The sequence below is a fragment of the Roseibium porphyridii genome (assembly GCF_026191725.2).
GTDB classification, from domain to species: domain Bacteria; phylum Pseudomonadota; class Alphaproteobacteria; order Rhizobiales; family Stappiaceae; genus Roseibium; species Roseibium porphyridii.
Window position 1 is genome coordinate 4661267 of sequence record NZ_CP120863.1, and the last position, 26602, is coordinate 4687868.

The 26602-nt window shown below is 56.3% G+C and carries 19 protein-coding genes; 7 read left to right on the plus strand and 12 right to left on the minus strand.

Going from position 1 to position 26602, the window contains the following annotated elements:
- Nucleotides 1-412: 412 nt before the first annotated feature.
- Nucleotides 413-1282 (plus strand): acyl-CoA thioesterase, encoded by an 870-nt coding sequence (locus K1718_RS21435; RefSeq protein WP_265680913.1) that lies wholly within the window; start codon nt 413-415, stop codon nt 1280-1282.
- A 44-nt stretch (nt 1283-1326) separates the two neighbouring features.
- On the opposite strand, the gene K1718_RS21440 is transcribed toward K1718_RS21435, so the two are convergent.
- The 3 genes from K1718_RS21440 to K1718_RS21450 all read right to left on the minus strand — a co-directional run bounded on the left by K1718_RS21440 (nt 1327) and on the right by K1718_RS21450 (nt 6082).
- The gene (locus K1718_RS21440) at nt 1327-1866 is read right to left on the minus strand and encodes a hypothetical protein (RefSeq protein ID WP_265680912.1); all 540 of its coding nucleotides are present in this window, start codon (nt 1864-1866) and stop codon (nt 1327-1329) included.
- 148 nt (nt 1867-2014) lie between these two features.
- Complete coding sequence (locus K1718_RS21445; RefSeq protein ID WP_265680911.1) at nt 2015-3670, minus strand: cisplatin damage response ATP-dependent DNA ligase; 1656 nt, start codon at nt 3668-3670, stop codon at nt 2015-2017.
- 90 nt (nt 3671-3760) lie between these two features.
- Nucleotides 3761-6082 carry a methyl-accepting chemotaxis protein gene (locus tag K1718_RS21450; RefSeq protein ID WP_265680910.1) on the minus strand — a complete coding sequence of 774 codons (2322 nt, stop codon included), beginning with the start codon at nt 6080-6082 and terminating at the stop codon, nt 3761-3763.
- 310 nt (nt 6083-6392) lie between these two features.
- On the opposite strand from K1718_RS21450, the gene K1718_RS21455 reads away from it, so the two are divergent.
- Together K1718_RS21455 and K1718_RS21460 are read left to right on the plus strand one after the other, a co-directional pair.
- Nucleotides 6393-8456 (plus strand): DEAD/DEAH box helicase, encoded by a 2064-nt coding sequence (locus K1718_RS21455; protein ID WP_152502889.1) that lies wholly within the window; start codon nt 6393-6395, stop codon nt 8454-8456.
- Nucleotides 8457-8548: 92 nt separating this feature from the next.
- Nucleotides 8549-9187 carry a PAN domain-containing protein gene (locus K1718_RS21460; RefSeq protein WP_173006109.1) on the plus strand — a complete coding sequence of 213 codons (639 nt, stop codon included), beginning with the start codon at nt 8549-8551 and terminating at the stop codon, nt 9185-9187.
- 92 nt (nt 9188-9279) lie between these two features.
- Here K1718_RS21460 and K1718_RS21465 read toward each other — a convergent pair whose 3' ends face one another.
- Entirely contained in the window at nt 9280-10131 is an 852-nt protein-coding gene (locus K1718_RS21465; RefSeq protein ID WP_265680909.1) for a MipA/OmpV family protein, read from the minus strand.
- Between the two features lie 287 nt (nt 10132-10418).
- Here K1718_RS21465 and K1718_RS21470 point away from each other — a divergent pair, with 287 nt between their 5' ends.
- The gene (locus K1718_RS21470; protein WP_265680908.1) at nt 10419-11096 is read left to right on the plus strand and encodes a TetR/AcrR family transcriptional regulator; all 678 of its coding nucleotides are present in this window, start codon (nt 10419-10421) and stop codon (nt 11094-11096) included.
- Here the strand turns inward: K1718_RS21470 and K1718_RS21475 are convergent.
- The 4 genes from K1718_RS21475 to K1718_RS21490 form a co-directional block, all read right to left on the minus strand.
- Entirely contained in the window at nt 11039-12439 is a 1401-nt protein-coding gene (locus tag K1718_RS21475; RefSeq protein ID WP_285806036.1) for a right-handed parallel beta-helix repeat-containing protein, read from the minus strand. The two genes, K1718_RS21470 and K1718_RS21475, sit on opposite strands and share 58 nt — an antisense overlap.
- A complete protein-coding gene (locus K1718_RS21480; RefSeq protein WP_152502894.1) occupies nt 12432-12875 on the minus strand; it encodes a DUF4440 domain-containing protein in 444 nt (147 codons plus the stop codon). Before K1718_RS21480 ends, K1718_RS21475 begins: the two co-directional genes overlap by 8 nt.
- A gap of 41 nt (nt 12876-12916) precedes the next feature.
- Nucleotides 12917-13939: a ligase-associated DNA damage response exonuclease gene (locus K1718_RS21485; RefSeq protein ID WP_265680906.1), complete on the minus strand. Its 1023-nt coding sequence runs from the start codon at nt 13937-13939 to the stop codon at nt 12917-12919.
- A 71-nt stretch (nt 13940-14010) separates the two neighbouring features.
- On the minus strand, nt 14011-15225 hold the full coding sequence (locus K1718_RS21490; protein ID WP_265680905.1) for a DUF4189 domain-containing protein: 1215 nt from the start codon (nt 15223-15225) through the stop codon (nt 14011-14013).
- Between the two features lie 117 nt (nt 15226-15342).
- On the opposite strand from K1718_RS21490, the gene K1718_RS21495 reads away from it, so the two are divergent.
- From K1718_RS21495 to K1718_RS21505, 3 genes are read left to right on the plus strand one after another with little or no spacing between them, the layout of a single operon-like run.
- Nucleotides 15343-17847 (plus strand): ligase-associated DNA damage response DEXH box helicase, encoded by a 2505-nt coding sequence (locus K1718_RS21495; protein ID WP_265680904.1) that lies wholly within the window; start codon nt 15343-15345, stop codon nt 17845-17847.
- On the plus strand, nt 17844-18581 hold the full coding sequence (gene pdeM / locus K1718_RS21500) for a ligase-associated DNA damage response endonuclease PdeM (protein ID WP_152502898.1): 738 nt from the start codon (nt 17844-17846) through the stop codon (nt 18579-18581). Before K1718_RS21495 ends, pdeM begins: the two co-directional genes overlap by 4 nt.
- A 10-nt stretch (nt 18582-18591) precedes the next feature.
- On the plus strand, nt 18592-19179 hold the full coding sequence (locus K1718_RS21505; RefSeq protein ID WP_152502899.1) for a hypothetical protein: 588 nt from the start codon (nt 18592-18594) through the stop codon (nt 19177-19179).
- Nucleotides 19180-19352: 173 nt separating this feature from the next.
- Here the strand turns inward: K1718_RS21505 and K1718_RS21510 are convergent, their stop codons facing one another.
- From K1718_RS21510 to K1718_RS21525, 4 genes are all read right to left on the minus strand, one after another.
- On the minus strand, nt 19353-20468 hold the full coding sequence (locus K1718_RS21510; protein WP_265680903.1) for an AI-2E family transporter: 1116 nt from the start codon (nt 20466-20468) through the stop codon (nt 19353-19355).
- 110 nt (nt 20469-20578) lie between these two features.
- Nucleotides 20579-21358 (minus strand): TIGR02186 family protein, encoded by a 780-nt coding sequence (locus K1718_RS21515; protein WP_152502901.1) that lies wholly within the window; start codon nt 21356-21358, stop codon nt 20579-20581.
- Nucleotides 21355-22284, minus strand: coding sequence for a sulfite exporter TauE/SafE family protein (locus tag K1718_RS21520; protein WP_152502902.1), 930 nt, complete (start codon nt 22282-22284; stop codon nt 21355-21357). The genes K1718_RS21515 and K1718_RS21520 overlap by 4 nt, the downstream gene beginning before the upstream one ends.
- 159 nt (nt 22285-22443) lie before the next feature.
- Nucleotides 22444-26547 (minus strand): peptidoglycan-binding protein, encoded by a 4104-nt coding sequence (locus tag K1718_RS21525; RefSeq protein WP_265680902.1) that lies wholly within the window; start codon nt 26545-26547, stop codon nt 22444-22446.
- Nucleotides 26548-26602 lie beyond the last annotated feature (55 nt).

Sequence of the window (26602 nt, forward strand, 5' to 3'; positions counted from 1 at the left end):
TCCAACGAATTGGGACCTCCCTGTGCCTTAGACCATTTGGTTATCGAGCGTGACACTCTTTCTTGCGGCCTTTAGTTCAGTATGTTTGCAACAAGGAGAACTCGCAAGTCAAACCATGCTTTTGGCGAACCCGTAATATTCGCAGATGCACCAAGGCATGGAATAAAGACCTAACCTTACGCTGAATAACCTAAGTATAAATTCCGTCATGTAGCACAGTCACTGCAACAACCCAGAGTTTATTTCGCGCATGCGAAGTGAATTTACGAATAGCAGCAGTATCCATTCACCTTAGAGTGTATTTTTTCCACAGACTACATTTGCTGTTGATAATTTACGCAAAGACAGCAACAAATGAACTTGCAAGCGATTGCACACATAATCAAAATCACTGGGCATACGACTTTAAATAATGACAATTCAGGCAACGCTATTTTCGTTTGTCAATCGCTGGGAATGCGATGAAAACGACCACCTTAACGTACAGTTCTATTTCAGCCGGTTCGAAGAAGCGGATCGTCAGTTTCGACTCATTTCGGGTCTGAGCGAAACCCTTGTCGGCGCAAGAAGGGTCCGGCACGTCAGGTTTCATAAGGAGTTGCGTACCGGCGATCTCATCACCGTTCAGTCGAGTGTTGCGTTTGACGGTCCGCACATGTTGACCGTCATTCACGAGTTGCGGGATGGCGGCACCGGAATGTTGGCAGCCACGGCTCTGGATGGCTATGAGCCGAATGCAAGTTCAGCCAAAAACCTCCGCCAGAGATTTTCGGATTTTCAGACGCCGATGATTTCCGAGGCTTCACCAAGAGGCCTCTCGGCCGGTCCTGCCGGCCATCGAGCGACTTTGCCGGGAGTGCAGTCAAAGGGTGCTCAGATTTGCTATCGCGGCACCGTCCTGCCGCGTGATATCGGCATTGATAACAAGGCGGATGACCAGTTCGCGCTGTCGTGCTGTACCGATGGCGTTCCTCATGTCTGGCAACGCACGCCGATGACACACTCATATCTTTCCGAAAACGGTTTTGGTCGTGTTGCGGTGGAAATGAAACTGACCTGGGCAACGCCTTTAAAAACGGGTGACACGGTGATCGTGGCGACGGGATTTACCGGTGTGGGTCCGAAAACGTTTTCGATGCGCCACCACCTGTTCGAAAGCCGCACCGGCCGCCTGGCGGCCACACTTGACGTTGTTGCGCTCACAATGGATCTTGAGGCACGCAAAGCAGTTGCCTTGCCGCAAGAGGCACATCAGACGATCAACAAGATGCTGATCGACTGACGCCGGCAACGCAGGAAAGTCTCGAAAACTGAGGTGAAGGAAGTCTAGTTTCCTTCACCTTCCAAATCGCGCTGCAGCTCACGCACCATGCCGAAAAACCTGCGCATCGCGCTTTCGGTGAATGTCATCATGCGCTCTAGCTCTTCCTCGTCCTTTTCATTCAGGCGCGAGGTCTCGTTTTCAGAACCGGTCTCCGGGTCTGCCTTTTCAGGCGATATTGCTGGCGGCACTGTTGCGCCACCACTTGCGCCGTCTTCCAACTCTTGCAGCCGCGCCGTTAGACGATCAACTTCTTCAGCAAGATCATTGATCTCTGCAAGATATGCATCTTCCGCGAGAGGCACCGGATTGCACCGCCAGGAGGCATTCTGTTCCTTGCAGACAGACACGGTCCCGTTTTGCCGGTCGACCCTCAAAATGTCGTCGTCAACTGCGACAAGCGAATAGCGATTGGCTGCACCATCTGTAACCGCTTCGATGTCTTCCGCAGAGACCTGGCTCTCGGCTCCAGCTGAAGTGGCGAAAATCGTTGCGGCTACAGCGCCGCTCAAAAGAGAAAGAAACCACCTGTTGCGGTTTGACATTATGCGTCTCCAGTTACAGAACACGGCGTCTTCGGACACACGCGCACTCAACTGGTGCCACATTTCCGTGTCCAAAGCACGGCCAATTGCCGATTTTTCAAGACCTTCATCCGTCCCAGGCCGTCTGCACCCCACGGAGACCTGGGTGTTACCCCTCCACCGGCAACAGCGCCTTAAGGGTTTCGATACGGTCTGCTTCCGAAGGGGGTTTATCCCATCTCAGTCTCGAAATTCTCGGAAATCGCATGGCAATGCCTGACTTGTGTCGCGTAGAGCGGTTCAACCCCTCAAAAGCAACTTCCAGAACCAATCCCTTTTCGAGGTCGTGACTGACTTCGCGAACAGGACCAAAGCGATTGATTGTATTGTTGCGGACAAACCGGTCGATTTCACGCAACTCCTCGTCGGTAAACCCAAAATAGGCCTTTCCGACAGGAACGAGTTCCGGGCCCTCATCTCCTTCACGCCAAACACCAAATGTGTAGTCAGAATAAAATGAAGACCGTTTGCCATGACCACGTTGCGCATACATAAGCACGGCGTCGACCAGTTTCGGTTCCCGCTTCCATTTGAACCAGAGGCCCTTCGGCCGTCCGGTTACATAAGGCGTCTCCCAGCCTTTGAGCATCACACCTTCAACGGCTTCCGCGTTGCCGTCCTTTAGCAAGTGCCCTGGTTCTGCCCTGGCTGCTGCTATCTCCGTCCAGGACAATGCCGGAACCATGTCGGAGATGTCGATCCGTGGCTCTGACAATGCAGCAACGAAGGCCTCGAGTTTCTTGCGCCGTTCGCGAAACGACAAACTGCGGAGATCTTCGCCCTCCAGGTAAAGCAGATCGTATGCGCGAATAGCTGCAGGATAGTCCCGCATCAACTTAGGGCCGGCGGTCTTTCGGTTGAGGCGTTTTTGCAAATCCGAGAACGGGCGTACCTTGTCCTGTGAAACGATCAGAAGTTCTCCATCGATGCAGGCGTCAAAGGAAAGGACATCCATGATGTCAGGGAATGCCCTAGAAATGTCTTCTCCGGTTCTGCTGAACAGGCGTTTCACCGGTTCGCCTTCACGGTTTTTACCCGACGCCGCCTGGACCCGGATTCCATCCCATTTCCATTCAACGGCAAAGTCTTCTGCTGCCAGCAGCTCAAGGTCTTTGGCCTCGTCAAGTGGATGCGCGAGCATAACAGGCCGGAACGGCGCAGGATCATCAATATCAGGCTGTTCGGTCTTGCCTTCCGCCCAGGCAAAAAGCGCCTCGTAAGGAGGTGACAATCCATGCCAGACTTCTTCGACCTGCGAGACATTCAACGAACCAAGTTTTGCAACCGATGACTTTGCAAGGCGGGCCGACACACCGACACGCAAACCACCCGTGACGAGTTTCAGCAAGGCCCATCGACCGGTTTCGTCCAGCGTATCCAGCCAGCTGATCAGAAGGCGCGGAACATCCGTTTTGCCCGCGTGTTCAAGTTGGTCGACGATATCAGCAAGGTCAGGCGCAACAGCCTCTTCACTATCTGCCTGCGAATTCGCATGCGCAGGCCACATAAGCGCAATGGTTTCCGACAGGTCTCCAACGAAATCGTAGGAAAGTGCAAAGAGTACCGGGTCTGTGCGCTCGCTCACCAACGCACGCAGGAGGGCCGGTTTGGCGTTCTTGAAGGTCAGTCCACCGGTCAAGGCCGCGAGGGCATAACCGCGATCCGGGTCTGCAGTCTCCTGGAAATATCTGACCAGCAAAGCCTCTTTTGCGAGACGTCTGGGCTCAAGCGACAGCCTGTCGAGCAGTTTCGAAAAGGAACGCATAGTGCCAATACCAACCGGGAAAGCTTGTGTGTTGCAAGTCTTTCCCGGTTAAGTGTTTCAATCCGCTTCAGCGTCAAGTTTGTCAGAGTGTCAGGCTGCTGCCGCCTTCATGCCTTCTGCCTTGAGAAACTGCAGACCGGCAACATCGTCCCGGACCCATTTGACAGCCATTGGAAAGCGGTCACCTGAGGGTTCTTCGAAAATCACCTGCATGCCGACATGAGCACCGTCGAAAGTCATGACACCAATGCCACCTTCCGAGCTGTTCATCAGCCTGGTGGTGTATTGCTGTCCATCTTCCGTGATCAGGGTAACTTCTTGACCGGATTCCTGCTTTCGGTTCGCGCGGCGACGCTCCTCGACATCATGGGCCATTTCCTGCAGGAAGCCTTCGATACCCTGCGCCATCTCGGCTGCGACACGTTTAACCTCTCCGGCAATACGGTCGACGGCTTCCGCTTCACCGGCAGTGACGTGGATTGCGTCATCCACCGTCTCAGCGCTTTTCACGGCGTTGCTGGTCTCTGTCGCCGCCATAGTAATGCTTTGTGAAATTTCCTGGGTCGCAACACTTTGCTCCCCAACTGCGGTGGTGATTGCCCCAGTCACGTCATTGATCATTTCAATGGAGCCGGAAATCCGCCGGATTGATTCAACGGCTTCATTTGTGAGGCCCTGAACAGACGAAATCTGGTTGGAAATTTCTTCGGTTGCTTGTGCAGTCTGCGTTGAAAGCTCCTTCACTTCCGCAGCGACTACCGCAAATCCTTTGCCCGCCTCGCCAGCACGGGCTGCCTCAATGGTTGCATTCAGTGCCAGAAGATTGGTCTGTTCGGCAATGGCCCGGATCATTTCAACAACCGTTCCAATCTTATCAACCGCGTCCGCGAGGCTTGAAACATTCGTGTCGGTCCGCTGCGCGACGTCGGTCGCCTCGCCAATGACAGTGTTTGCTCGATCCGCCTGGTTCATGATCTCCTGAATGGCGGCCGACATTTCCTCTGCGGCCGCAGCCACGGTCTGCACGTTGTTCGAGGAGGATGTCGAGGCCTCCTTTGCCTGCGTTGCAGCTCCCGAAGCATCCTGTGAAATATCGCGGACCTTCGAGGCTATCTCGGTCATTTCTCCGGTCTTTGCGTTCACATCCGCTGTAACGCTTTCCATCAATGCATGGAACTTGTTGATCAGGTCCTCGATGTGGTTCTGCCGCATCCGCTCGCGATCACGTTCCTTCACCGCTTCCGTTTCAAGCGAGGTGCGGACGCGGGCATTTTCCTGGAAAACACTGCCTGCCCTGGCAAGATCGCCCACGGCGTCCTTGCGGTCGGTGAAAGGCATCGCAAACTCCGTGTCACCTTTGGCAACTCGAACAAGATTTTGGGTCAGTTGCGCCAGAAGCTTGTCGACATTGCGCAATTGCCAGACACAGATTGCCAGTGTGATCAAAACGACAATGACGGTTTCAGCAAGCACGTACATGAAGTGAGACGAAGCATCGTTGGCCATCTCCGCAGCGCGGTCTTCTGCAGCAAACAGCATCCCAAGTGCCGTCTCTCTGATCAGGTTCAATCGCTCGGTCGCCTTCCCGAACCAAACCAGACCATCGATGTTCTGGCCATCCTTTGTGTCAGGCAGCGAGCGCAGGATCTCACGCCAGGCGTCAACCTGGGCAACAACAGGTCCGGATACATTGCTGTTGTATGCCTCCAGTTCTTCGGGCGTCGCAATACGCTTGAAGTTTTCAAGGAAAGCGGTTTCGATCGACAGGCGTTCGAAATAGGCCAAATACCTGTCAGCTGGTACTTCGCCGGTCTTGGCAACTGTCGTGAACAACTGACCGCCGATCGCTCGCTCCAATCCACCAGCTTCAGTCGCTTCGGTCAGCAAGAGGAAAGGCGTCATCAGGCTCGCGTATTCAGCGTCGGCACTTGCGTGCTGCGCTTCCTGGACGATGGTGATGAGATCCCGAACCTTGGTGGAATAAAACTTGAGATTGTCACCACCGGTGACGGATTTCCCGTCTATTCCCGCACGATGAGCGCTGATTTCATCCAGCCCTGCAACGATGTGCTCAACTTCGCTCTGCAATTTTTCGCGGGTAATATCAAACCCGGCGACCATGCTGCGAAGGTCGCTCAATGCAGTGTCGGTTGCAGATCGCTGCGCTGAAAGGAGAGCACTTTCTTTGGCCCCATACCCGGAAGCAAGAAGGCCTGCAGTTAACCCCCGCTCTTTCTGCAATTGGTGCAAAACTTCTTCCGATTTTTCTGCGACCTTGGCAATTGGCAAGATCTCGGAAGCCGTTGTGCGTTCCAGCCCCGCTTCCTGCAGCGCTAGAAAACTGGCAAACATATAGGCCAGCAACGGAACGATAGCTAATAACGCAATTTGAACGCGAATCGATTTCAACATCGCAATTCCCCAAATCCAGCAATCCCGGCGTAAATCTGCGCTTGTTCTGGTTAATTTTTGATATAACCAGAAGCTGAGAAACCTGAAATTGTATACCTATGGTATTTTTGCGGGTTGCATTGTCGGTTGCATACAAATTCACATCGCAAAAAATCTGGATGCCTCTTAATACGCGACCGAAATACCGGGATGGACGCCTATACAAAATCGCTGTATAAGCCGCGCCCATCCCTTGGCCGATACTAGATTGGCCCGATCCGGTAGACTGCTGACTGGCATGCAGATGATCCGGAGCAGTTGAAAGATCTCGATGACCGAATTGACGTCTCTCGCCCCGGCCCTGTCGGCCGCGCTGGCGAAACGGGGCTATGAAAGCCTCACTCCCGTACAGGAAAGCATTCTGAGCGAAGCGCCGCCGGAAGCAGATCTTCTTGTTTCTGCGCAAACAGGTTCCGGTAAAACGGTCGCCTTTGGGCTGGCCCTTGCGCCGACACTGCTTGAGGGCGAGGAACGCCTGGGTCCTGCAGCCTCCCCCATTGCGCTGGCAATCGCGCCGACCCGCGAACTTGCGCTTCAGGTCAAGGAGGAACTGTCCTGGCTCTATGCGGAAGCCGGCGCGGTGATGGCGTCCTGTGTTGGCGGCATGGACCCGCGCACCGAGCGCCGCACGCTTGATCGTGGTGCCCATATCGTGGTCGGCACGCCGGGCCGTCTGCGCGACCATATCGAACGCGGTGCGTTGGACCTTTCGCAGATTAAGGCCGTCGTGCTCGACGAAGCCGACGAGATGCTCGACATGGGCTTTCGCGAAGATCTCGAATTCATATTGGATGCAGCGCCGAGAGAGCGGCGCACTCTGATGTTTTCTGCAACCGTGCCGAAGCCGATCGCCGAACTTGCCAAACGCTTCCAGAAGGACGCCGTGCGTCTGTCGACAATCAATTCAAGGGAACAGCATGGCGACATCGATTATGTCGCGCATCCCGTGGCACCAAATGAACGTGAAAATGCTCTTATAAACGTTCTGCGCCTCCATGAGGCGGAAAAGGCCATTGTATTCTGCTCAACGCGAGAAGCTGTCAGCCGTTTGACGTCACGGCTTGCAAACCGGGGCTTTTCCATCGTCTCGCTGTCGGGCGAACTTAGCCAGGAACAGCGCTCAAACGCGCTTGCCGCGATGAAAGATGGCCGTGCGCGGGTCTGTGTAGCAACAGATGTGGCCGCACGCGGTATCGACCTGCCGAACCTTGATCTGGTTATCCATGCAGATCTTCCAACCGGCAAGGCCGCGCTTTTGCACCGGTCTGGACGGACAGGCCGCGCAGGCCGCAAAGGGACCTGCGTGCTTATGGTGCCCTTTCCTCGCCGGCGACAGGCAGAACGTGTGCTGCAGTTTGCCGGTATCAAGGCCACCTGGAAAGGCGCCCCGACAGCTGATGAAATCCGCCAGAAAGACAAGGAAAGACTGCTTGCCGATCCGGTTTTGAGCGCGGAGCTTGAAGAAGAAGAACAGGCAGTCGCCATGGAACTTCTGGCGCTCCACAGCCCGGAAAAGCTGGCCGCTGCGTTCGTCAAACTGCGTCAATCACGCCTGCCTGCCCCAGAAGATGTGTCCGACCTTCAGGACACCGCACTTCGAGGCCGGGACGCCGGATCGCGTGGAGGCCGCAGCGCGGAAATTACCGGCAAGTTCGAAGACGGAGTATGGTTCTCGCTGTCACTTGGCCATCGGCAACGTGCCGAACCACGCTGGATCTTGCCGATGATCTGTCGCGCGGGTCACGTCACCAAGCGGGAAGTCGGCGCGATCAAGATTTTTCAGAACCAACTCTATTTTGAGATTGCAGGCAGCCACGGCCAGAGGTTCTCCGAAGTCATCAAACGCGACGGTACGGGCGAAGAGAATGTCACTATCGAGCTTCTCGATGCACGAGGTGGCAAAGTGCCCTCACCGCCCAAGGAGGATTTTTCGCGCGGAAACCGGAACGCGCCGCCGCGGCGCAAGCCTCGTCACGCTGATGCCCCCGACTATGAGAGCATGGGCCGGGAAGACACTTTGAAGCAAGGACGCCCCAAACGCGGACCGAAGCGGGATAATGAAGCGCCCCGAGGCAAAAAGCGCCGCCGCTTTGCAGATGATGACGCTGCCCCGCACCATCCGGCATTTGAGCCATTGGATATGAAGGCGCTCGCACGGGAACTCGATGGAGCTGATAGCAGCGAAAAACCGCGACGTAGCCCCAAAACCGGTGAGGAACGCGGCAAGCCTCGCTCAAGATCCTCAGCCAAGTCATCAGAGACCAAAAAGAAAGCCTCAAAGAAAAACAAACCGTCTCGTGCCGCGAGGAAGGCAACAAAGTCAAAGAAGCCATAAGTTCAGTCGACAAGGCCTCAGCCTTTGTCATTTTCTCCAAATTGCGGCCCCTTGTTTCGTCCAGTACGCTGGATAAAAAAATGGGGGCCTCAATGAAGTATGCTGTTGCTGGAATGGTGTTTTTGAGCCTGACGCTCGGGACCGAAGTTTCGATCTCATACGCGTCAGATCAACCCGATTTTCACATGGACTGCCATGCAGCCCGAACGAACAATGAGCAGTTCATTTGCGCTGATGAAGATCTGCTGCGACGCGATGCTCAATTAGGCGAAATATCCGACAAGCTTTACGCGGTTCTTGACCCGCCATCGCGTGCTGAAATGGCGCGAGAATTCGCAGAATGGCTTGCCTCCCGAGACGATTGTGAAGACAACTATTTCTGCAATGCAGGAATGTACAACGACCGGATATCGTATCTGCAGCAGGAGCTCGACCACATGGATGCTCCAGGGATTGCACAAGCCTCAGCGCCAGCCGCCGCCGATGGATTCGGTCTTGTTCCGAATGCCGGAATTCCCGGCCACAACAAGGAAACCTACCCTGCGCTGACGCTCGAAATCTGCAAGTCGATCTGTGTCCAGCGTGCCTGGTGCAAAAGCATTGATTTCGATCGCACGAATGGCGCGTGCTATGTGCAGCCCGTGGCTGAAGAAGACGTCGGGTCTCTCAGGACAGACTATCCCGGACATCCCTACGATCACTATTATTACGCACCGCGGCTCAGAAACTGAGAGCTGATCCACCGGGAAATTCCTTGGTTATCTCGCTGCCGAATGTCCGACTTCTCGCATGGAAAGCGGAGGCACACGCCTCCGCATCTCCATCAAAAGGAATAGGAAATTCCAATGCCGCCTGAAAACTGGTCAGCCGACCCTTCCTTCTTGACGATCGGGCTGTCCGCAGCATCACCCAGAAGTCTGGAATAGCCCACTCTTCCAACGATCCCCCAACGTTCAGTGACGTTGAAACTCGCGGTCGCCCCCAGGCTGACGTCCTTCACGCCTCCACCTGCAGTATAGGCCTGAAGGCCGGATCGAGATGCACCGCCGCTTGTCACGCCATAATACGTGTCCATGTAGCTGTCACTTGCAAATCCGACGGCAACCTCCGTTCCCAGACGCAGTCGTTCCGTGACACCGTACATGTAGCTTGCGCCAAGGGAACCCGATACGCCGTCGTGAACACCCGAGACATCGGCCATCAATTCGGCTGAAATCTCAAAGACGTCTGATTGCGCCAAGAGTGAGCTGAACTGGTAGGCCGCGAAGCCGCCAACTTCGAAGGCAGCGTCAATTTTGTCCAGGCGATCAACCACCTTGTTGGAAGTTCCGTCACGTCCCATGTCGTATCCGATCGAAGGTCCGAATTGGAAAGCTGCGTCAGGCCTGAGATTTAACGACGCCTCCGGGCCTTCGATTTCCAAACCAAGGCCGAATGCGGTCAGGTTGGCGTAAAGCAGAGGCACCGCAGCATACTCCGCGGCCCCCTCGAAGTCCGACTGAACGCCGGCTCCAAGGACGACAATGCCATGAAAGCCCCCTTGCTCATCCTCTTCCAGAGCAACGTTCTCAGGCATATCCGCCTGCAGATCGGCGGCCAATGCCGGTGCTGCGCAGCAACCGGTTAACGCCAGCATCAATCCGGTTGTCAGTGATAATTCCTTGCGGTTGCGCAACTGTGTAACCTCCGTCCAAGTCAAAAGATGCGGCGCTCGTTGAGCAAGCGCCGGTTGGCAGGAGGACTTTGGCTTCAGAACGAAATTTCAGATACTCGCGTTCCCAATGCTCTGTTTCGCTGTCTCAATTTTAGGCACTCTCGATTTAACCGATTGATTTTTATCGACTAAATTCCCACTTAACGGCCTTCGGCGAGCAATGCCTCTCAGGCTACTCGCGTTCTGGTCACATTTCTGTCCAATCTCGTTCCCTTTTAGAGACGGTCGACAGGAAGAAGGAGTTGTCTGTGCCTTTGCAATCGGATCCGCAACCGCGGCGCCAGCCCAAACAGTTGCGTTCGCGCATGATGGTTGAAACGACTGTTGAAGCTGCCAGGCAGATCTTTGCCGAACACGGGTTTGAAGCTGCAACCACAAATCAGATCGCGGACAGGGCCGGCATCAGCATTGGGTCCCTCTACCAGTATTTCCCCAACAAGGATTCCCTCATTCTGGCGGTTCACAAAAAGCACCACGAAGAGGTGCTTGCCGTGGTCAAGGGAGCTATGGACCGGTGCCAGTTCATGCCGCTGAAGGATGCGATCAGGCAAATCATCGTGGCAAATCTGGATATGCATATGAAAACACCGCGCCTTCATGCGGAGTTCGATGCGTGGATCCCTGCCCGCTCCAAGCTGGTCGATCAAGACGGTTTCCAAAGTGAAATGGCGCAGATCGTTTTGAACTTCCTGTCACAAAGGCCTGATGTGCAACAGGGCGATCAACTGAAGCCAGCAGTCGTGGTCATCATGAACATGGTCCGCTCCGTTCTGCATGCCGCTGTCGGGAGCGTCTCTGATGGTGAAAGCCGCGAGAAGATGCTCGATCATCTTTGCGCAGGTATATATGGCAGTCTGAATACCGTCGTTCAGCCGGTTGGGCAGGACGTATCGGTAACGGTGCCGGCTTCTGACGGTTTGGGCTGATGGATCAAGGTTTGATCGTGCTCGCCTTGCGCCAGGAAACTGTTTTGGAGGAAATCTCGGCCTGAGGGTGAATAGTTTCGATTGTTCTCAATAACCGTTCCGACAATGGGCCTGTTCAGATATTTTGCCCGGAACGGGCTCCCCAGATAAAGGTATTCGAAATCCCCGACAAATAGATTGTCATCAACCACGTTGCCGTCATCTTCGATACGAATACCGGTCTGCAGGTTTTCAAAACAATTGCCTTGGTAGAGATTGTCCTTCGCAAAATCTTCGAAAAGGTGAAGTTTCATCGGAAATGGCCAGCGGGGCGAAAGCGCGCGCTTGTCGACAAAACCGGCAATCAGTTCCGGGTTGAAGTGGTAACCGAGGAACTCGTCGGACTTGCCCCAAGACCTGTCACCCATCATGAGCGCCAATGAAACCGGGTTTTCATAGGGGCTTTCGTCGCCGCAATCCCACATCACCAGATCCCGCGCCTGGCGAGAAGCCACCCAGATGCCGATGTCCATGTTCTTAAAGGTGTTTCCTCGGATCACATTGCCATCAGAGCCCTGCAGCCGTGGCCGGCTTTCCGGGTTGGTCGTGTGAAATTCCCAGCAATTCTTGTAGTGAAAAATCCCACCAAACGCATTGCTGTCGAAGACGTTGTTCTCAATCAGGTTGAATGCGGAACCGTCAACCGATAGTCCCTCGCGCCGGGTCGGGCCGACCCGCCGAATACCCTGGTTGGTGAAGAGGCCGTTGTTGCGTATCAGGTTTCCTGACACGGTGTTTTTCTGCGATCCGTGTTCCAGGTAGATGCCTACATGATGTCCATCCGCGACAATGGAATTCCGGATCGTTGCGCCAACGACATAGTGGTCGACAAAGACGCCGGTCATATAGGATTCTGTAATCGTGAGATGTTCAAGCACAACCCCGCTTGATGAAGCGGCTCGGGCGGCATCACGCGCTGGTGCGTCATCTTCCGGCGTTTGGCCCTCAATCAGAATACCGCCAGTGTCATGCAATCGGCAGTCGCGGATCGTGACATTACGAAGACCTGGGCGAATGACGATGCCTCGCCGGTGCATGCCCGTGATTGTCGCCCCTCTGCAATCGAGAACAACATTGCTCTGCTCAATCGTGATGCTGCGGCGATAGCGGCATCCGTTGTTGAGGAAAACCGTTCCAGTGCCGATTTCGGGCAATTCGCAATCCCGAAGTTCTGTCGAAGTTCCGGTCAATGCACCAAATCGTGCGCCACCCTTTACCTCCGACAGCGCAGGACCGGACAGGCAAAGCAGCAAAGCGACAAATGCCAATCTACGCACTAAGGGAGACAAGAAGCGTTCAATCATTGATTATGCAGGCAATCACCCAGTCCGAGCCGTCCTGAATAAGCTGGTAGTGACAAGTGAATTCGAAGACGGGCTCACCGTCTGAATTCTCTTGCGTCCAGTCCAGCGTCACCAGAGCTGCCGATCCGCTGACATGGCTGGAAGCGACACGAAACTCCGAATGACTGACACCTTCTTTCTCGAGGGCTTTCAGAAGCGCTTCTATGTTCTCAATCAGCTCTTCTTCATCGGCAAAGACGTGCCCCTTTTCATGTTGCCAGATGATTGCAGGCATTGCGAAACAATCGCAGATGCGATCCACGTCGTAGTCGTTGAAACCTGACTGGTAATCATCAAAGAGTTCGGCAATGGCCACTTCGGCATCGCCGTTCGCTCCGGCACCTGCGCCAACTGCCGGGTCGTTGCCAGCACCCGCAAAACCACCGTCATCCGCCATGACTGCCTCCCCGAAGGACTGCCCGCTGCGTTTGCTCGGCATTACACCTCAGCCGCCACCGCATTGTCGGCATCCTCACCATCGTCATACCCTATCATATTGAGTGGACGTGCCTTTCGTCCATTCAATTCGCACCAGTGGACAAGCGCTTCTTCGGCGCCATGCGTCACCCAGATTTGTTCGGCACCCGTTTCAAGAATGGTCCGGCAAAGGTCGTCCCAGTCGGCATGATCAGACAGGATCAGGGGCAATTCAGCGCCGCGCTGGCGTGCACGGGCGCGCACACGCATCCAACCGGAGGCCATGGCAGTCACGGGGTCGCCGAACCGCCGCGCCCATCTGTCCGCAAGCTGGCCAGGGGGACACAGGATGATCTCTCCCTGAAGCTCTTTACCCCGTTTTGCGACGGGTTCCACGGAGCCCAGATCAATGCCCTGGCTCTGGTAATACGCGGTCAGTTTTTCCAGTGCGCCGTGTAGATAAATCGTCTTCTCGTAGCCCGCTGCGCGCAATTCTCCGATGACCCTTTGCGCCTTGCCAAGCGCATAGGCTCCAACGAGATGGGCCTGTTCGGGGAACAGATCATGGGAGGACAGGAGTTTGTCGATCTCCTGCGATGCCGGAGGATGGCGGAACACCGGCAGACCGAAGGTCGCTTCCGTCACGAAAGTGTCGCAGCGAATAAGCTCAAATTCGGCGCAAGTCGGGTCACTCTGTCTTTTGTAGTCTCCAGAGACCACTGTCCGCCGACCTCCCTTTTGCAGCAAAACCTGGGCGGACCCAAGAACATGACCAGCTGGGTGAAGCGACACAGTGACGCCACCGACGGTGAGTGTCTCGCCGCACTCCGCAGACTGAGCCGTGCCGCAAAAATTCTCGCCGTAGCGGATCGCCATGATGTCCAGCGTCTGACGTGTGGCCAGAACCGCGCCGTGACCCGCCCGAGCATGGTCGGCATGCCCATGCGTGATAATGGCCTTTTCGACCGGTCTTATCGGGTCAATATGCGCACCGGCCTGAGAACAAAAGAGCCCTTCCGGCGCGAGCGTGAGGAGATCGGACATCTGGATCTAACTAGGTTCGGCTTTTGTCAAAGCCATATCCAAGCAGTCCGAAAACCGCCTGGAATTCAAGACTACTGACAATAGGTGTATTCGATCCGGCAGTTGGAGGCGCCGTTGTTGGCGCACCACCCCATCGCAAAACCCTGGGCCGCCTGCTCACTCTCTCCTGCTCCGATACCGTTGCTGCCGGGAGCGATCGCAAGCGCGTGACATCTGGCCTGCGTTGTGTCGGCGATCCGGCATTGCGGCCCACCACAATAGTTCATGGCGAACTGCTCGGCTCCGGCCTGTGTTGGTGCAGCTCCGTGACCGTACGCGCCGTTCGGCGCGAGCGCGAACGCCATCCAGCCGCCGGCTGAGCCGGTTGACCTGTTTTGCACCGGTTGCTGCGGAGGCTGACTGCCACATTGCTGAAAAATGCCTGATATTTGCTGTCCGTTGGAGCACATTATGCCACCCCACTGGAAACCGCGCTGGCCACGATCGGTCGCAACTTCAAACCAGTCATAACCGTCAAACCGAACGCCGGTGTTTCTGAGGATCGTGACCCAGGTTCCCTCGGTCAGACTTCCAACCTGTGCATAGTTGGTTCCCGGACCGCCACGAAGTTTTCCGCCAAGAGATTGTCCCTGAACATTCAATTGCTGTGCAGCATTCGCAGCCTGCTGGGGGTTCTGTGCGGACCGGGCACCGCATTGCTCGAAAATGCCCGCGATCTGCTGGCCATAGGAGCACATGATACCGCCCCACTGAAAACCGCGCTGTCCACGGTCAGTTGCAACTTCAAACCAGTCGTAGCCGTTAAACCGAACGCCAGTGTTTGTCAGGATGGTGATCCATGTTCCTTCGGCAAGACTTCCCGTCTGGCGAAAATTCATGCCTGGCCCATCGCGAAGTTTGCCACCGAGCGACTGACCCTGAGCATTCAGGCGCGTCTCATTTCCGCCGACAGCGCCCCCCGCGTGGGTCTGACTACGTGTGGGGCGCGGAGCCGCCAGCTGGCAGGCAAAGGCAACGTCGCCGAGATAAAGCGCGGGCTGACCGTTTTGGTCCGCAAAAGACACTTCCTCGAGGTCATTGAAATATCCACCGCGCCCGTCCGGAACAAGGTTCAGGTTACCAGTGTCACCTTGATAGACTGCACGCCCCTCTTCGGGGATCGTTTGCACGAATGCGAAACCGTCGCCGAGATTGCATTGATAAGCAAGACTTTCCGAGGCAGCCGAGATGCCATGGCCCGAGACCACTCCTGCAGCCAAAAACCCCATAAAAACAAACGATTTCAAGTAACCCTCCTAATCGAAATTTCTAAGTGAGAATTGACCATTGGGAAGCTGAACACAAGCTGAACAAATAAGGGCGGACCACTCGCCTTTTTTTCCGGCCTATCCTAAAACGGGGACATGGATGCCCCACTCCTACCCAACCGCTTCCAGAACTGGTTCGCCTCGCGCGGTTGGGCGCCGCGTGCGCACCAATTGCAGCTGATCGACCATCTGGAGCAAGGTCACTCCACCCTATTGATCGCACCAACAGGTGCAGGCAAAACGCTTGCAGGGTTCCTGCCGAGCCTGGTGGAACTGGAGCAAAAGGGCAAACGCAAGCCCGGACAGGCCGGACGCGGTATCCACACGCTTTACATTTCACCGCTCAAGGCGCTCGCCGTTGACATTGCCCGTAATCTTGAAGCACCGGTCGCGGAAATGGGCCTGCCCATCAAGCTGGAAACCCGGACCGGTGACACACCTTCTCACAAACGCCAGAGACAAAAACTCAATCCACCGGACATTCTGCTGACGACCCCGGAGCAGATCGCTCTGTTGTTGTCCGATCCGTTGTCCGCGCGTCTGTTCGGATCCCTTGAAACGGTCATCCTGGATGAACTCCATGCGCTGGTGACTTCCAAGCGCGGCGATCTGCTGGCTCTGGGCCTTGCCCGGTTGCGGCGCCTTGCACCGGGTCTGAGAACAATCGGCTTGTCCGCGACAGTGGCAGAGCCTGAAGACCTTCAGGCCTACCTTGTCGATCAGACCGATCCGGAAAAACGAAACTTGTCGCATGTGGTTAAGGTCAGCGGCGGTGCCCAGCCGGATATTTCCATCCTCGATTCAGAAGAGCGTCTTCCCTGGTCGGGTCATTCGTCGCGTTACGCCATCCCTGACATCTACCAAATGATCAAGGCGCACAATGTTTCGCTGCTGTTCGTCAACACGCGCAGCCAGGCCGAGATGGTTTTCCAGGAACTGTGGCGGATCAATGAGGATACATTGCCGATCGCGCTTCACCACGGTTCACTGGATGTCGGCCAGCGACGCAAGGTCGAGGCTGCAATGGCGTCGGGTGGTCTGCGGGCGGTTGTTGCCACCTCTTCCCTGGATATGGGCATCGACTGGGGCGACATCGATCTTGTCATCAATATCGGCGCACCGAAGGGAGCCAGCCGCCTTGCCCAGAGGATCGGGCGCGCCAACCACCGCATGGACGACCCCTCCAAGGCCATCTTGATTCCATCCAACAGGTTCGAGGTGCTTGAATGCCAGGCGGCACTTGCTGCTTCAAAAAGGGGTGAGCAAGACACGCCTCCGCTGCGCAAGGGCGCCCTGGACGTTCTTGCCCAGCATCTGCTCGGCCTCGCCTGCGCCGATCCTCTGGACGCGGTTGCCATATTTGATGAAATCCGTTCTTCGGAGACCTATCGGCAACTCGACTGGGAGACTTTCGAGCGGGTGCTCGATTTTGTTGCCACTGGTGGATACGCGCTGAAAAGCTATGAACAATACGCAAAGCTGCGCAAGGCGAAGGATGGACTCTGGCGCATTTCGCACCCGAAGATTGCGCAGCAATACCGGCTGAATGTCGGCACGATTGTCGAGGCTCCCAAGCTGAAGGTGCGGTTGGTTCGGTCGAAGGCCGATGGCCGGCGCACGCCTGTCGGGCGTGGTGGTCGAATTCTGGGAGAAATCGAGGAGTATTTCATCGACCAGATGACACCGGGCGACACATTCCTGTTCGGCGGAGAGATCGTCCGTTTCGAAGGTATCAAGGAAACCGAGGCCTATGTTTCCCGGTCGAAAAGCGAAAACCCGATGATCCCGTCCTATATGGGCGGCAAATTTCCGCTCTCCACGTATCTGGCCGAAGGGGTCAGAGCGATGCTTGCAGATCCGCCTTCCTGGAAAGAGTTGCCGCATCAGGTGCGCGACTGGCTGGAGATCCAGCGCGACAAGTCCGTGCTGCCAGCCAAGGACGGATTGCTGGTCGAGACCTTCCCCAGATCCAACAAGCATTACATGGTCTGCTATCCGTTCGAAGGCCGTTTGGCGCACCAGACGCTCGGCATGCTGCTCACCAAACGGCTAGAGCGGATGGGCGCAAGACCCATGGGATTTGTTGCGAACGACTATGCGCTGTCCATTTGGGGTCTTGGCGACCTGTCGCTTCTGTTTTCGTCAGGAAAGATCCCGCTGGAAAAGTTGTTCGAACAAGACATTCTGGGCGACGATCTTGATGCGTGGCTGGCTGAATCCAGTCTGATGAAACGCACGTTTCGCAACTGTGCGGTGATCGCCGGCCTCATTGAGCGCCGGCATCCGGGCAAAGAGAAATCCGGCAGGCAGGTCACCGTATCGACTGACTTGATCTATGATGTTCTGCGCGCTCATGAACCGGATCACGTCTTGCTGAAAGCAACCTGGAACGATGCGGCGGAAGGACTTTTGGATATCTCGCGTCTGGGGGAACTTCTCACACGTATTCAGGGACGAATCACGCATACTAGCCTTGAGCACGTCTCTCCACTCGCCGTGCCCATTCTCCTGGAAATAGGCAAGGAACCGGTCTACGGGGAAGCGATGGATTCGCTATTGGAAGAGACGGCAGAGGAGCTGGTTCTGGAGGCCATGGAATGAGTGCACTCACGTCACATTTGCGCAAATACACAGCTGCGCCGGTGTGTCATGACATTCAGATCAATGGACAACTGGTGGGTCTCCACGACAGCGGCGTTTTGTGGTGGCCGGATGAGGCAACCCTCGTTGTGGCCGACCTGCATCTTGAAAAAGGCTCCAGCTATGCCCGGCGCGGCATCATGCTGCCGCCTTACGACACTGGCGTCACGCTGGAAAAACTCGCAGGTGTTATCGATGCTTTCGATCCTGCCCGTGTGATCTGCCTCGGCGACAGTTTTCATGATCCGGACGGATCGGACCGCCTGCCCGCCCCATACCGTGCCATGCTGACAACATTGCAACTCGGACGGGAATGGATCTGGGTCACAGGCAATCATGACCCGGTGGCTCCCGTCCGGCTTTGCGGTGAAACAGTCGACGATGTTGCCATCGGACCTTTGACCTTTCGGCATGAGCCGATCGAAGGTGTTGGAGCGGTCGACGCCGTGGGTGAGGTCTGTGGTCACTTGCACCCCGCCGCCAGAGTGCGGCGGTTTGGACGCTCGATCCGTCGAGCCTGCTTTGCAACAGATGGCACCCGCCTGATTTTGCCCGCGTTCGGTGCATTGACGGGTGGCCTTAATGTGACCGACGAGGCATACGCCTTGATTTTCCAGCGCAGGAAATTTTCTGTCTTCATGTTGGGCAACGACCGACTGTTTCCGTTCACAGCGTCGCGGCTTGTCGCAGACTGACGATCAAAGAGTGACCAACACTTACTCCACCTTGCTGATTTTCGGCACATCTCACGCCGGAAAATCTACTCTTGCAACACGTATCGGCAAAGACCTTGGCTGGCCCGCTCTATCCACGGACAAAATGGGAAGGCATCCGGGCAGACCTTGGCCCAGTGTCAGGAAACAGGTCGCCGAATTTTATTCGAAACTGTCAGAGGAAACTATTTACTGGTTTCTGCGAGTTCATCATGAAAACATGTGGCCGCACCTCAAAGACAGGATCAGCACCGCCAGTCAATCGGGTTCAGGGTGTGTGATTGAGGGATCGGCACTTCGCCCGGAATTCATTGCCGAAATGCAACTACCCCGCACCCTCACAGTCGGGCTTTATGCGAGCAATGCATTTCTGAGGCAGCGCATGGAAGCTGAAAGTCTCTATTCGGATCAGGATGAGCCAACGAAACAGTTGATAGAGAAATTCATTCGGCGCTCACTTACAGACAACGACAACATTGTTGAAGCGGCAACGCGTTATGGGTTGCCATTGATAGATGTGTCGGATCCATCATTTCTCGGCGTCGAAGCCGATCGGCTCGTTGAGAAACTGCGCCAATAACCAGGCGGAGCTGTTTTCTGTTCGCATCATAGCAAGCGATAGCCGGCGAAAATCAGAACGGCGATCACAACGACAATCAGGATTACGTTCTTGCGCAGCTCCTTGCGCACAAAACTGTCGAGCTCTTTGCTCATATGGTCGCCCTCAAAACCAAATTCCCAGCAACAGGTTGTTTACGCCTCAGGTGTGTTTTCCTCTTCACCTACTTTCACCCAAGCGATCACCAATTCATAAAACACAGCCAACACGACAGGCCCGAGAAAGAGCCCCAACAAACCGTGGGCAATCGTTCCGCCCAGGACACCGATCAATATGATCAGCATGGGCGTATCCAGGCCCCGTGACATCAGGATGGGCCTGAGAACATTGTCGACGAGCATGACCGGAACCATCAGCACCGTGAAGAGAAGCGCCGGCACAAGATCCCAGGCACTCCATGCCCAGATGATTGTCGGCAGGATGACCAGCGCAGGCCCTATCTGGACAATGCAAAGCACGAGCGCAACGAAAGTCAGAATACCCGCAAGCGGCACTGAAAATGCGATTAGAATAACGCCCGTCAGAAGTCCCTGAATGACGGCAACGCCGATGACACCGCGAGAGACATTGCGGATGGTTGCGCCTGCAAGATCCACAAATTCCGCACCGCGCGGCGCGATGATCCTGTCCGCAAAACGCTTCGCCCCCTTGGCCAGCGAGGGCCCGGGTACGAAAAGGCATCCGGCCAGTATGATCGACACGACAAAGAAGAGGACGCTTCCACTCAGGGAGGCCAGCACGGACAAGATACGGCTGCCGGCGGGAACGAGCATCGGCCCAACCTTTGTCAGAAACAGTTCAAGACTGCGCTGCGCCAACCCCCAGAACTCGGCAATCTTCTCACCGACCAGAGGGAGGCCTGCGATCCGCTCCGGCAGCGTGGGCAAATTCAGTTTGCCGCCCGACACCGCTTCAAACCAGGACTGCAAGGTTTCAACAAGGCTGACGACCAACACAGCAACCGGCCCAATGACAACGGCGAGGCAAAACAGCGTGAGCAACACGGCTGAGAGTATCTTGCGTCCACCAAGCTTGCCGGCCAACCAGGCGTAAACCGGGTATAGCGCCACGGTCAGAACCACTGCCCAAAGCAAAAACAGAAAGAAAGGTGCTATCAACTGCAGAGAAAAATAGGCAAACAGCCCCAAAACACCAAGCCGGATGGCTATGTCGATTACCCTGGCATCAACCGACGGATTTGAGTTGGCATCCATGCCACCCGATGTTTCAGTCGAAGGTTCATCACTCATCTGGGCCCCACGCGCTTCTGGATGTTCCACCGGCACCGAAGAATAACGATGATAGACAACAGCGCCAGCCCCAAGTGGCGCTCTGCCATCTCGAAATCAGGGTGCCGACCCTAGTCTTTGCGGAAAATCACACCTGCGAGCCAACCGGTGAAAATCGCCAGCATGACCGCCAGCACACCGTAGAAGAACGGGTAGTTCTGGGCGAGTTCGAACGTAATTTGCTCAAAACCGATCTTGGCGACCGCGAGGCTTTCTTCGGTTTGCGAGACGACCTCTCCGTGGTGGAAGAGGAAACTTTTTACCTTGTAGTCTCCAACCGGGATGTTTGCCGGTAGAGGAATGTTGGTGCGGAACATCGTATGGGTGAGAAACTCGATCGATGTTTCCTGTTCCGAATAGAGCCCGGCCTCCTGACGCAGACGAACAAACGCCTTTCGAAAGTCGTCACGATCAGAGAGCGGCACGTTCGAGACACCCGAAACCGCCAGATTGATGTGGTTGAGACCGATGCCAAGTTCATCAAGGACAGTCCTGTCGGCCATTAGTCCGATATCGACCGAACTCGCCACCGCATAAAAGGACGGTACGGCCTGGAAACGCTCGGCCTCCCGATTGACCCAGACCCCCAGAAACCGGCCTTTTCGACGAGTGGTGATGTCCTGCGGCGGTCCTTCAACGACAATCGCCAATTCATAGCCGCTCGGGTCGTTCGGCTGACGGGCAATATGGCTTGCCTGTCCGAATATGACGATTTCAGTTCCTGTGAAGTTGGACTGGATCGACACAACATCGGAGGAAAGCGCCGTGACCAGATCTTCGTTCGAAGGGTTCTGCGCGTGCACACCAACCGGGAACAGCATCAGGGACAGCAGAAGAACCAGGCGCATCATGACCCGGCCCCCTTGCGGATCGCGATGGAATAGAAATCATCCGGAACAAGCAAAAGGTCGACGGCAAAGCGCAATCCAACACCCAGAACCAGCAACGCAAGCAACAGACGCAGTTGATCACCGCGCAGGTTCTGCCCCATGCGCGCGCCAAATTGTGCGCCGATCACACCGCCAATCATCAGTGTGAGCGCCAGGACGATATCGACCGTCTTGGTTCCCATGGAATGGAAAATCGTCGCCGCCGCCATCGTGAACAGGATCTGGAACAGCGATGTTCCGATGACAATACTGGTCGGGACCCTTAGCAGGTAAATCAGCGCCGGGACCATCATGAACCCGCCACCAATGCCGAGGATCGTTCCCAGGAAGCCTATGATCGCACCAAGGCCAACAACCGGGATCACACTGACATAGAGCTTCGACCGTCTGAACCGAACCTTGAGCGGCAGGCCATGAATCCAATTGTGCTGACCGGGCCTGCGCGCACTTGGCGCGGACCCGGATTTGCGGCGGCGGATCGCGCGCACGGATTCAAACAGCATCAAGCCGCCGATTGCGCCCAGAAAGGTCACGTAAGACAGCGAAATGACGAGATCCAGCTGCCCGACGGATTGCAGCACGTCGAACAGAATTACGCCAATCAGCGAGCCGAAAACACCTCCCGCCAGCAATATGCCCGCCAGTTTGAAATCGATCGCTTTTCGTCGCCAATAGGTTACCACTGCCGAAGCAGAGGACGCCACGACCTGTGTCGTCACAGTTGCCACGGAAACCGCGGGCGGAATGCCGGAGAAAATCAACAAAGGCGTCAGCAGGAAGCCGCCACCGATGCCAAAAAGACCAGAGAGAAAACCCACTGCCCCACCCATGGCAAATATCACGAAGATATTGACCGGTATTTCGGCTATAGGCAGGTATAATTGCACAGGGTCAACGCCGGGACAGATTGCAGGTAAAACTGCGTATCAATTACATTAAATTGGTTAAAGACCCGTGCTGCCCGGTGTGTCAACCGGGCAACAGGCTTCTTCGGTTCGATAGAGCTTTTTTAGGCCAGTTTCTGGCGGAAACGGTAAAGTTCCCGATTAGATCGCCTGGCTCTTGAGTTCGTCGATAAGCTTGCTGTCCACTTCACCGGTCTCCGGAAGTCCAAGGCTACGCTGAAATGCGCGAATGGCACTTCTGGTGCGTGGCCCCATCTGACCGTCTGGTGTGCCGGTGTCGAAACCGAGATAATTCAGCTTGTCCTGCGCTTCGCGAACCATCGCCGTGTTGTCGACGGCCTTAACAGCCGCCTGTGCTGCAGGAAGCGATGCATTGTCGGCCCACCCTTGTTCCATGGTGACCTTGTTTGCCGCTGGATTCGGCGTTTCCAGCCTGAAACTCTCAACCGCGAGGCGGGCATTTGCCAGCGTTTCCTGATCCATCATGTTGGCGACATCGTCACGTCGCTTTGCCGCCTCCGGATCTCCTTGGTCAGCAGCGATTGCAAACCATTTGTAACTGGCAACCAGATCCTTATCGACGCCGATCCCTCCGGCATAAAGAATGCCGAGATTGAACAGGCTGTCTTTCACGCCGAAATTGGCTGCCTGCTCAAACCACTTGGCAGCTGCCGCATAATCAGGCTGCTCGCCGCCGCCTTCGGCAAAGAGAACCGCAAGGTTGTGCATGGCCTTTGCGTTGCCGGCTTCAGCCGCCTTGACGTACCAGGCCTTTGCCTTCGGCAGATCCTTGTCGACACCACGGCCTTTTTCATAAAGGCTGGCAAGACGGTACTGCGCCGGAGCCAGACCTTTGTCGGCGGCTTTCTGGTACCAGGTCGCGGCCTTTGAAAGGTCGGCCGGAACACCGTTACCTTCCGTATATTTCACGCCCACAAGGAACTCAGCCGCGGGATTGCCGCTGGCTGCCGCACTGCGCAGTGCCATCGGTCCGACCCCTTCAGGCGGCAGACTTGCGATGAGCGCGGAAGGCGCGTTTGCAGTGTCGCTTGCCGAAGGGGGTGTCGGTTTGAAGCCCGTTGAGTTATCGACAGCCTGCTGACCGAAACTGCCGGCAACACCTGCTGGCGGTGCAAAGGCGAGTTCTGCATCAGCGGACATCGGTCCTTCTGAAACTGCGCTCTGAACGCTCTGAGGTGCGGCAGCCGGTGTCGCTGCAGCCGGAGCCGGTGTTGCAGCTGCTATCTCGGGCACTTCAGGTTGCACCGAATTTGCTTCGGCGGGAGGTGCTGCTGCTGGCGCCTCACCCGCCGAGCGGGTCGCGACCGCGGGTGGGTCGCCCTCATCAGGTGTAGCAGCCGCATCTGCGACCGACGTTGCCGGTGCAGCAACGGCATCTGCTTGTGCCGATACCGGAGGTGTTTCAACACTCTCCTGTGTTTCCTGGGGTACAGCGGCAAGCTGATTGCCCTCATCTGAGGACGTCGTTGCAATCCTGTAGACCTGAATACCGAGAACCAGAACCACAGCTGCTGCCGCATAGAGAATGGCGCGGCGGCGGAAACCGGACCCTTGAGGGGTCTCAGGTGCAGGCCGGTCGCCCGGCAGCACAGTGGTATCCTGCGCTTCGAAGTCCCGGTCGGCGATATCCTCAGTGCCAAGTTCCAGCTCGTCGAGCTGTTCGTCCTTATCCTCGACCGGTGCCGCGGACTTGTCGCGTTTCAACACATTGCGGAGCCAGCCGACACGCGCCTTGCCGCGTTGTTCATCGGCTGGGTCTGGGTCAGCGTTTTTCTTCTGTTTCTTTTCAAGCTGGGCTGCTTCAGCAGAGGCTGCCTGTGCAGCGCGCCGGGCAGCGGCAATAAAGTCTGCCTTGCGGTCCCGCGCCCGTTCTTCCGGGCTGGCCTTTTCTTCGGCCTTGGCGGCAAATTCGGCTTGAGGCGGTTCGCTTAGCTTTGGTTTTGAAGGTCCTGAGAAAAGCGTCGACGTGTCGTCAAGCGTGAGTGGTGAAAACTCAGCTGCGGCTCTTGCACCTGCAGGCTCGCGCATGGGCGCGCCCTGATCCTGCGCTTCCGTACGTTCCAGGTTATCCAGACGTTCGGTCAAGGATCCGAGAACGGATTTGACGCCATCAAATGTATTGCGCGTGCGCTCCTCGCTGCCCTCAGCTGCATCGAGAAGTTGCCTCAGGTCCCCCTGCAAAGCATTGATGGCTTGGTCATATTGCTCGTTTTTCGGCGCTGGCGTCGTCGCAATTGCCTCGGCAGCCGCCTGCCTGGCGATCCCGGCAATGTCGTCGCGGCTTTGCTCAAGGCCTTTCTCGATGCGTTCCAGCACAGGAGACAGGTGATCGCCATTGGCTGCATTCACAGAGGTGTTTTCAATCTGCTCTGCCAGAGCAGCCACTTTCGAGCTCAGTTGATCGAAACGGCTGTCGTCAGCTCCGTCCCCTCCTTTGGAGACAATCTGAGCCAGGTCGGAAATACGTTTTTCCAGGGCTTCCGTGGAGCCCGGAGCCTCAACTGAGGCACGCATTGCACCGATTTCTTCGCGCAGCTTGTCCAGATCGGATGTGGTAACGCCCTCCGTCGGCTGATCGAGACGCGCAGTCAGATCGTTCAGCCGATCCTGAAGCTGGATCATGAACTTGTCATCATGACCGCCTGCGCCACCTGCACGCATATTGGCCGCATCCAGAACGGGCACAGGGCGGGACGCTTTCTTTTCAATGGCGTCGATCTTGCCGGATATTGTTTCAAGTCGGTTTTCCAGCGACTGAAACGCTCCAGTGTCGGTTGCCGGCAACGGAGCCTGTTCCATGCGTTCCAACCGGTCGACAATGTCGTTCAGGCGTCTGTCGACCTGAGACAGATGTTCGTGGTTGGCTGGCGCTGCCCTGTCGTCGGACATCATGCCGACAATATCTTCAAGTCGCCCCTGGAGCCGGGAAATGGTTTCCGGCTCCGGCATGCGCTCTTCCATTGCGGAAAGACGACTGTCGAGACCGCGCTGCTCGCGCGCAAGCACCTCAAGATCATCCAGCCGCCCAGAGACGAACTTCATCCTGTCGTCGATGCCCTCGACAAGGCCTTTGATGTCGATCTGCTCAACGAACCCGCGGACTTCACGCAGCTCTGCCCGTAGCGGCTCGATTTCGGCGTGGCCTTTGCGCTGAAGCAATTCTTCCATACGCTCAGCAATGCTTACGACGCGGTCCTCAAGCACCACCATGTGTTCTGACCGCGGCAGGGCCGCAAAAGCGTCTTCAATTTCATTCAGACGCGCGGTGACACCGCGCAACACTCTCGGGTCAACGGATGCCCGGGACAGCTCATCAAGACGCTGCAGAATGTGCGCATAGCCGTGCTCTAGCGTTTCCAGTGCACCTTCAACATTTGTGCGGCCAACCATCGATTTCAGGTCGGCAACTTCCTTGCGAATCTCTTTTGCAAGCAAGTCGTTCCGTTTGTCGGCGCGCATACGTTCGACCATGTCGGACAGACGCCGAAGTTCTGCGTTCTGCCGGCCAACCGTTTCGCTGGTACCACGCGAAATTCCACCGAGCGCATCCCGCAGTGAACCCAGTTCCTCGCGCACCTGGTTCAACGCCTGCTCATGCGGAGCTCTCAATGCGTCGATACGACGGCCAAGATCCTTGTAAATATGCATGGAGGCGTCGCGCTGCGGATGTCCTCCGCGACGGCGGACAGGTTCGTGACCATAATCAAGGTCGTCGACGTAGCCATCGTCATCGTCTTCGTGATGATAATATGCTTCTTCTTCGCGAAGCGCGTCCATGGCGTATCGGCCCGGCCGGCGCTGCGGACGCGGGGCATCGCGATAAGGATCCGACGGTGCCTCATATCCTGAAAGCCCCTGCACCTGCTCGTCCAGCCGGTCCAGTGCTCCCATGACATCATCCAGGCCGGGTTCAGGTGCACGGGATTGACGGCGCGGCGCCGGACGGGTGGTCCGGCGAGGCTTGCCAGCGGCTCTTCCGGGCCTGCCAACCGTGCGGTCCTGGTCCGACAGGAGACGATCCAGTTCATCTGCTACAGCGTCGAGATCCTCGTCCCGCTCATCGACCATCTGTGAATCATATCGGTTGCCCAAGGCGGTCGCAGTGCGTGTCAGCCGTTCAATTCTGCTACTTGCATGCTCGCGGCGGGGAGCGTCGTAATAGTCGTCGCTCTCATACACATCACGACCGCGGCGTCCTGCCTCGTTTTTCTTCCAAGCCGGCATATCTTGACCCTGGGCTTACGGCCATTCAGGCCGCTGATGGAGCAGGCTGCACCGG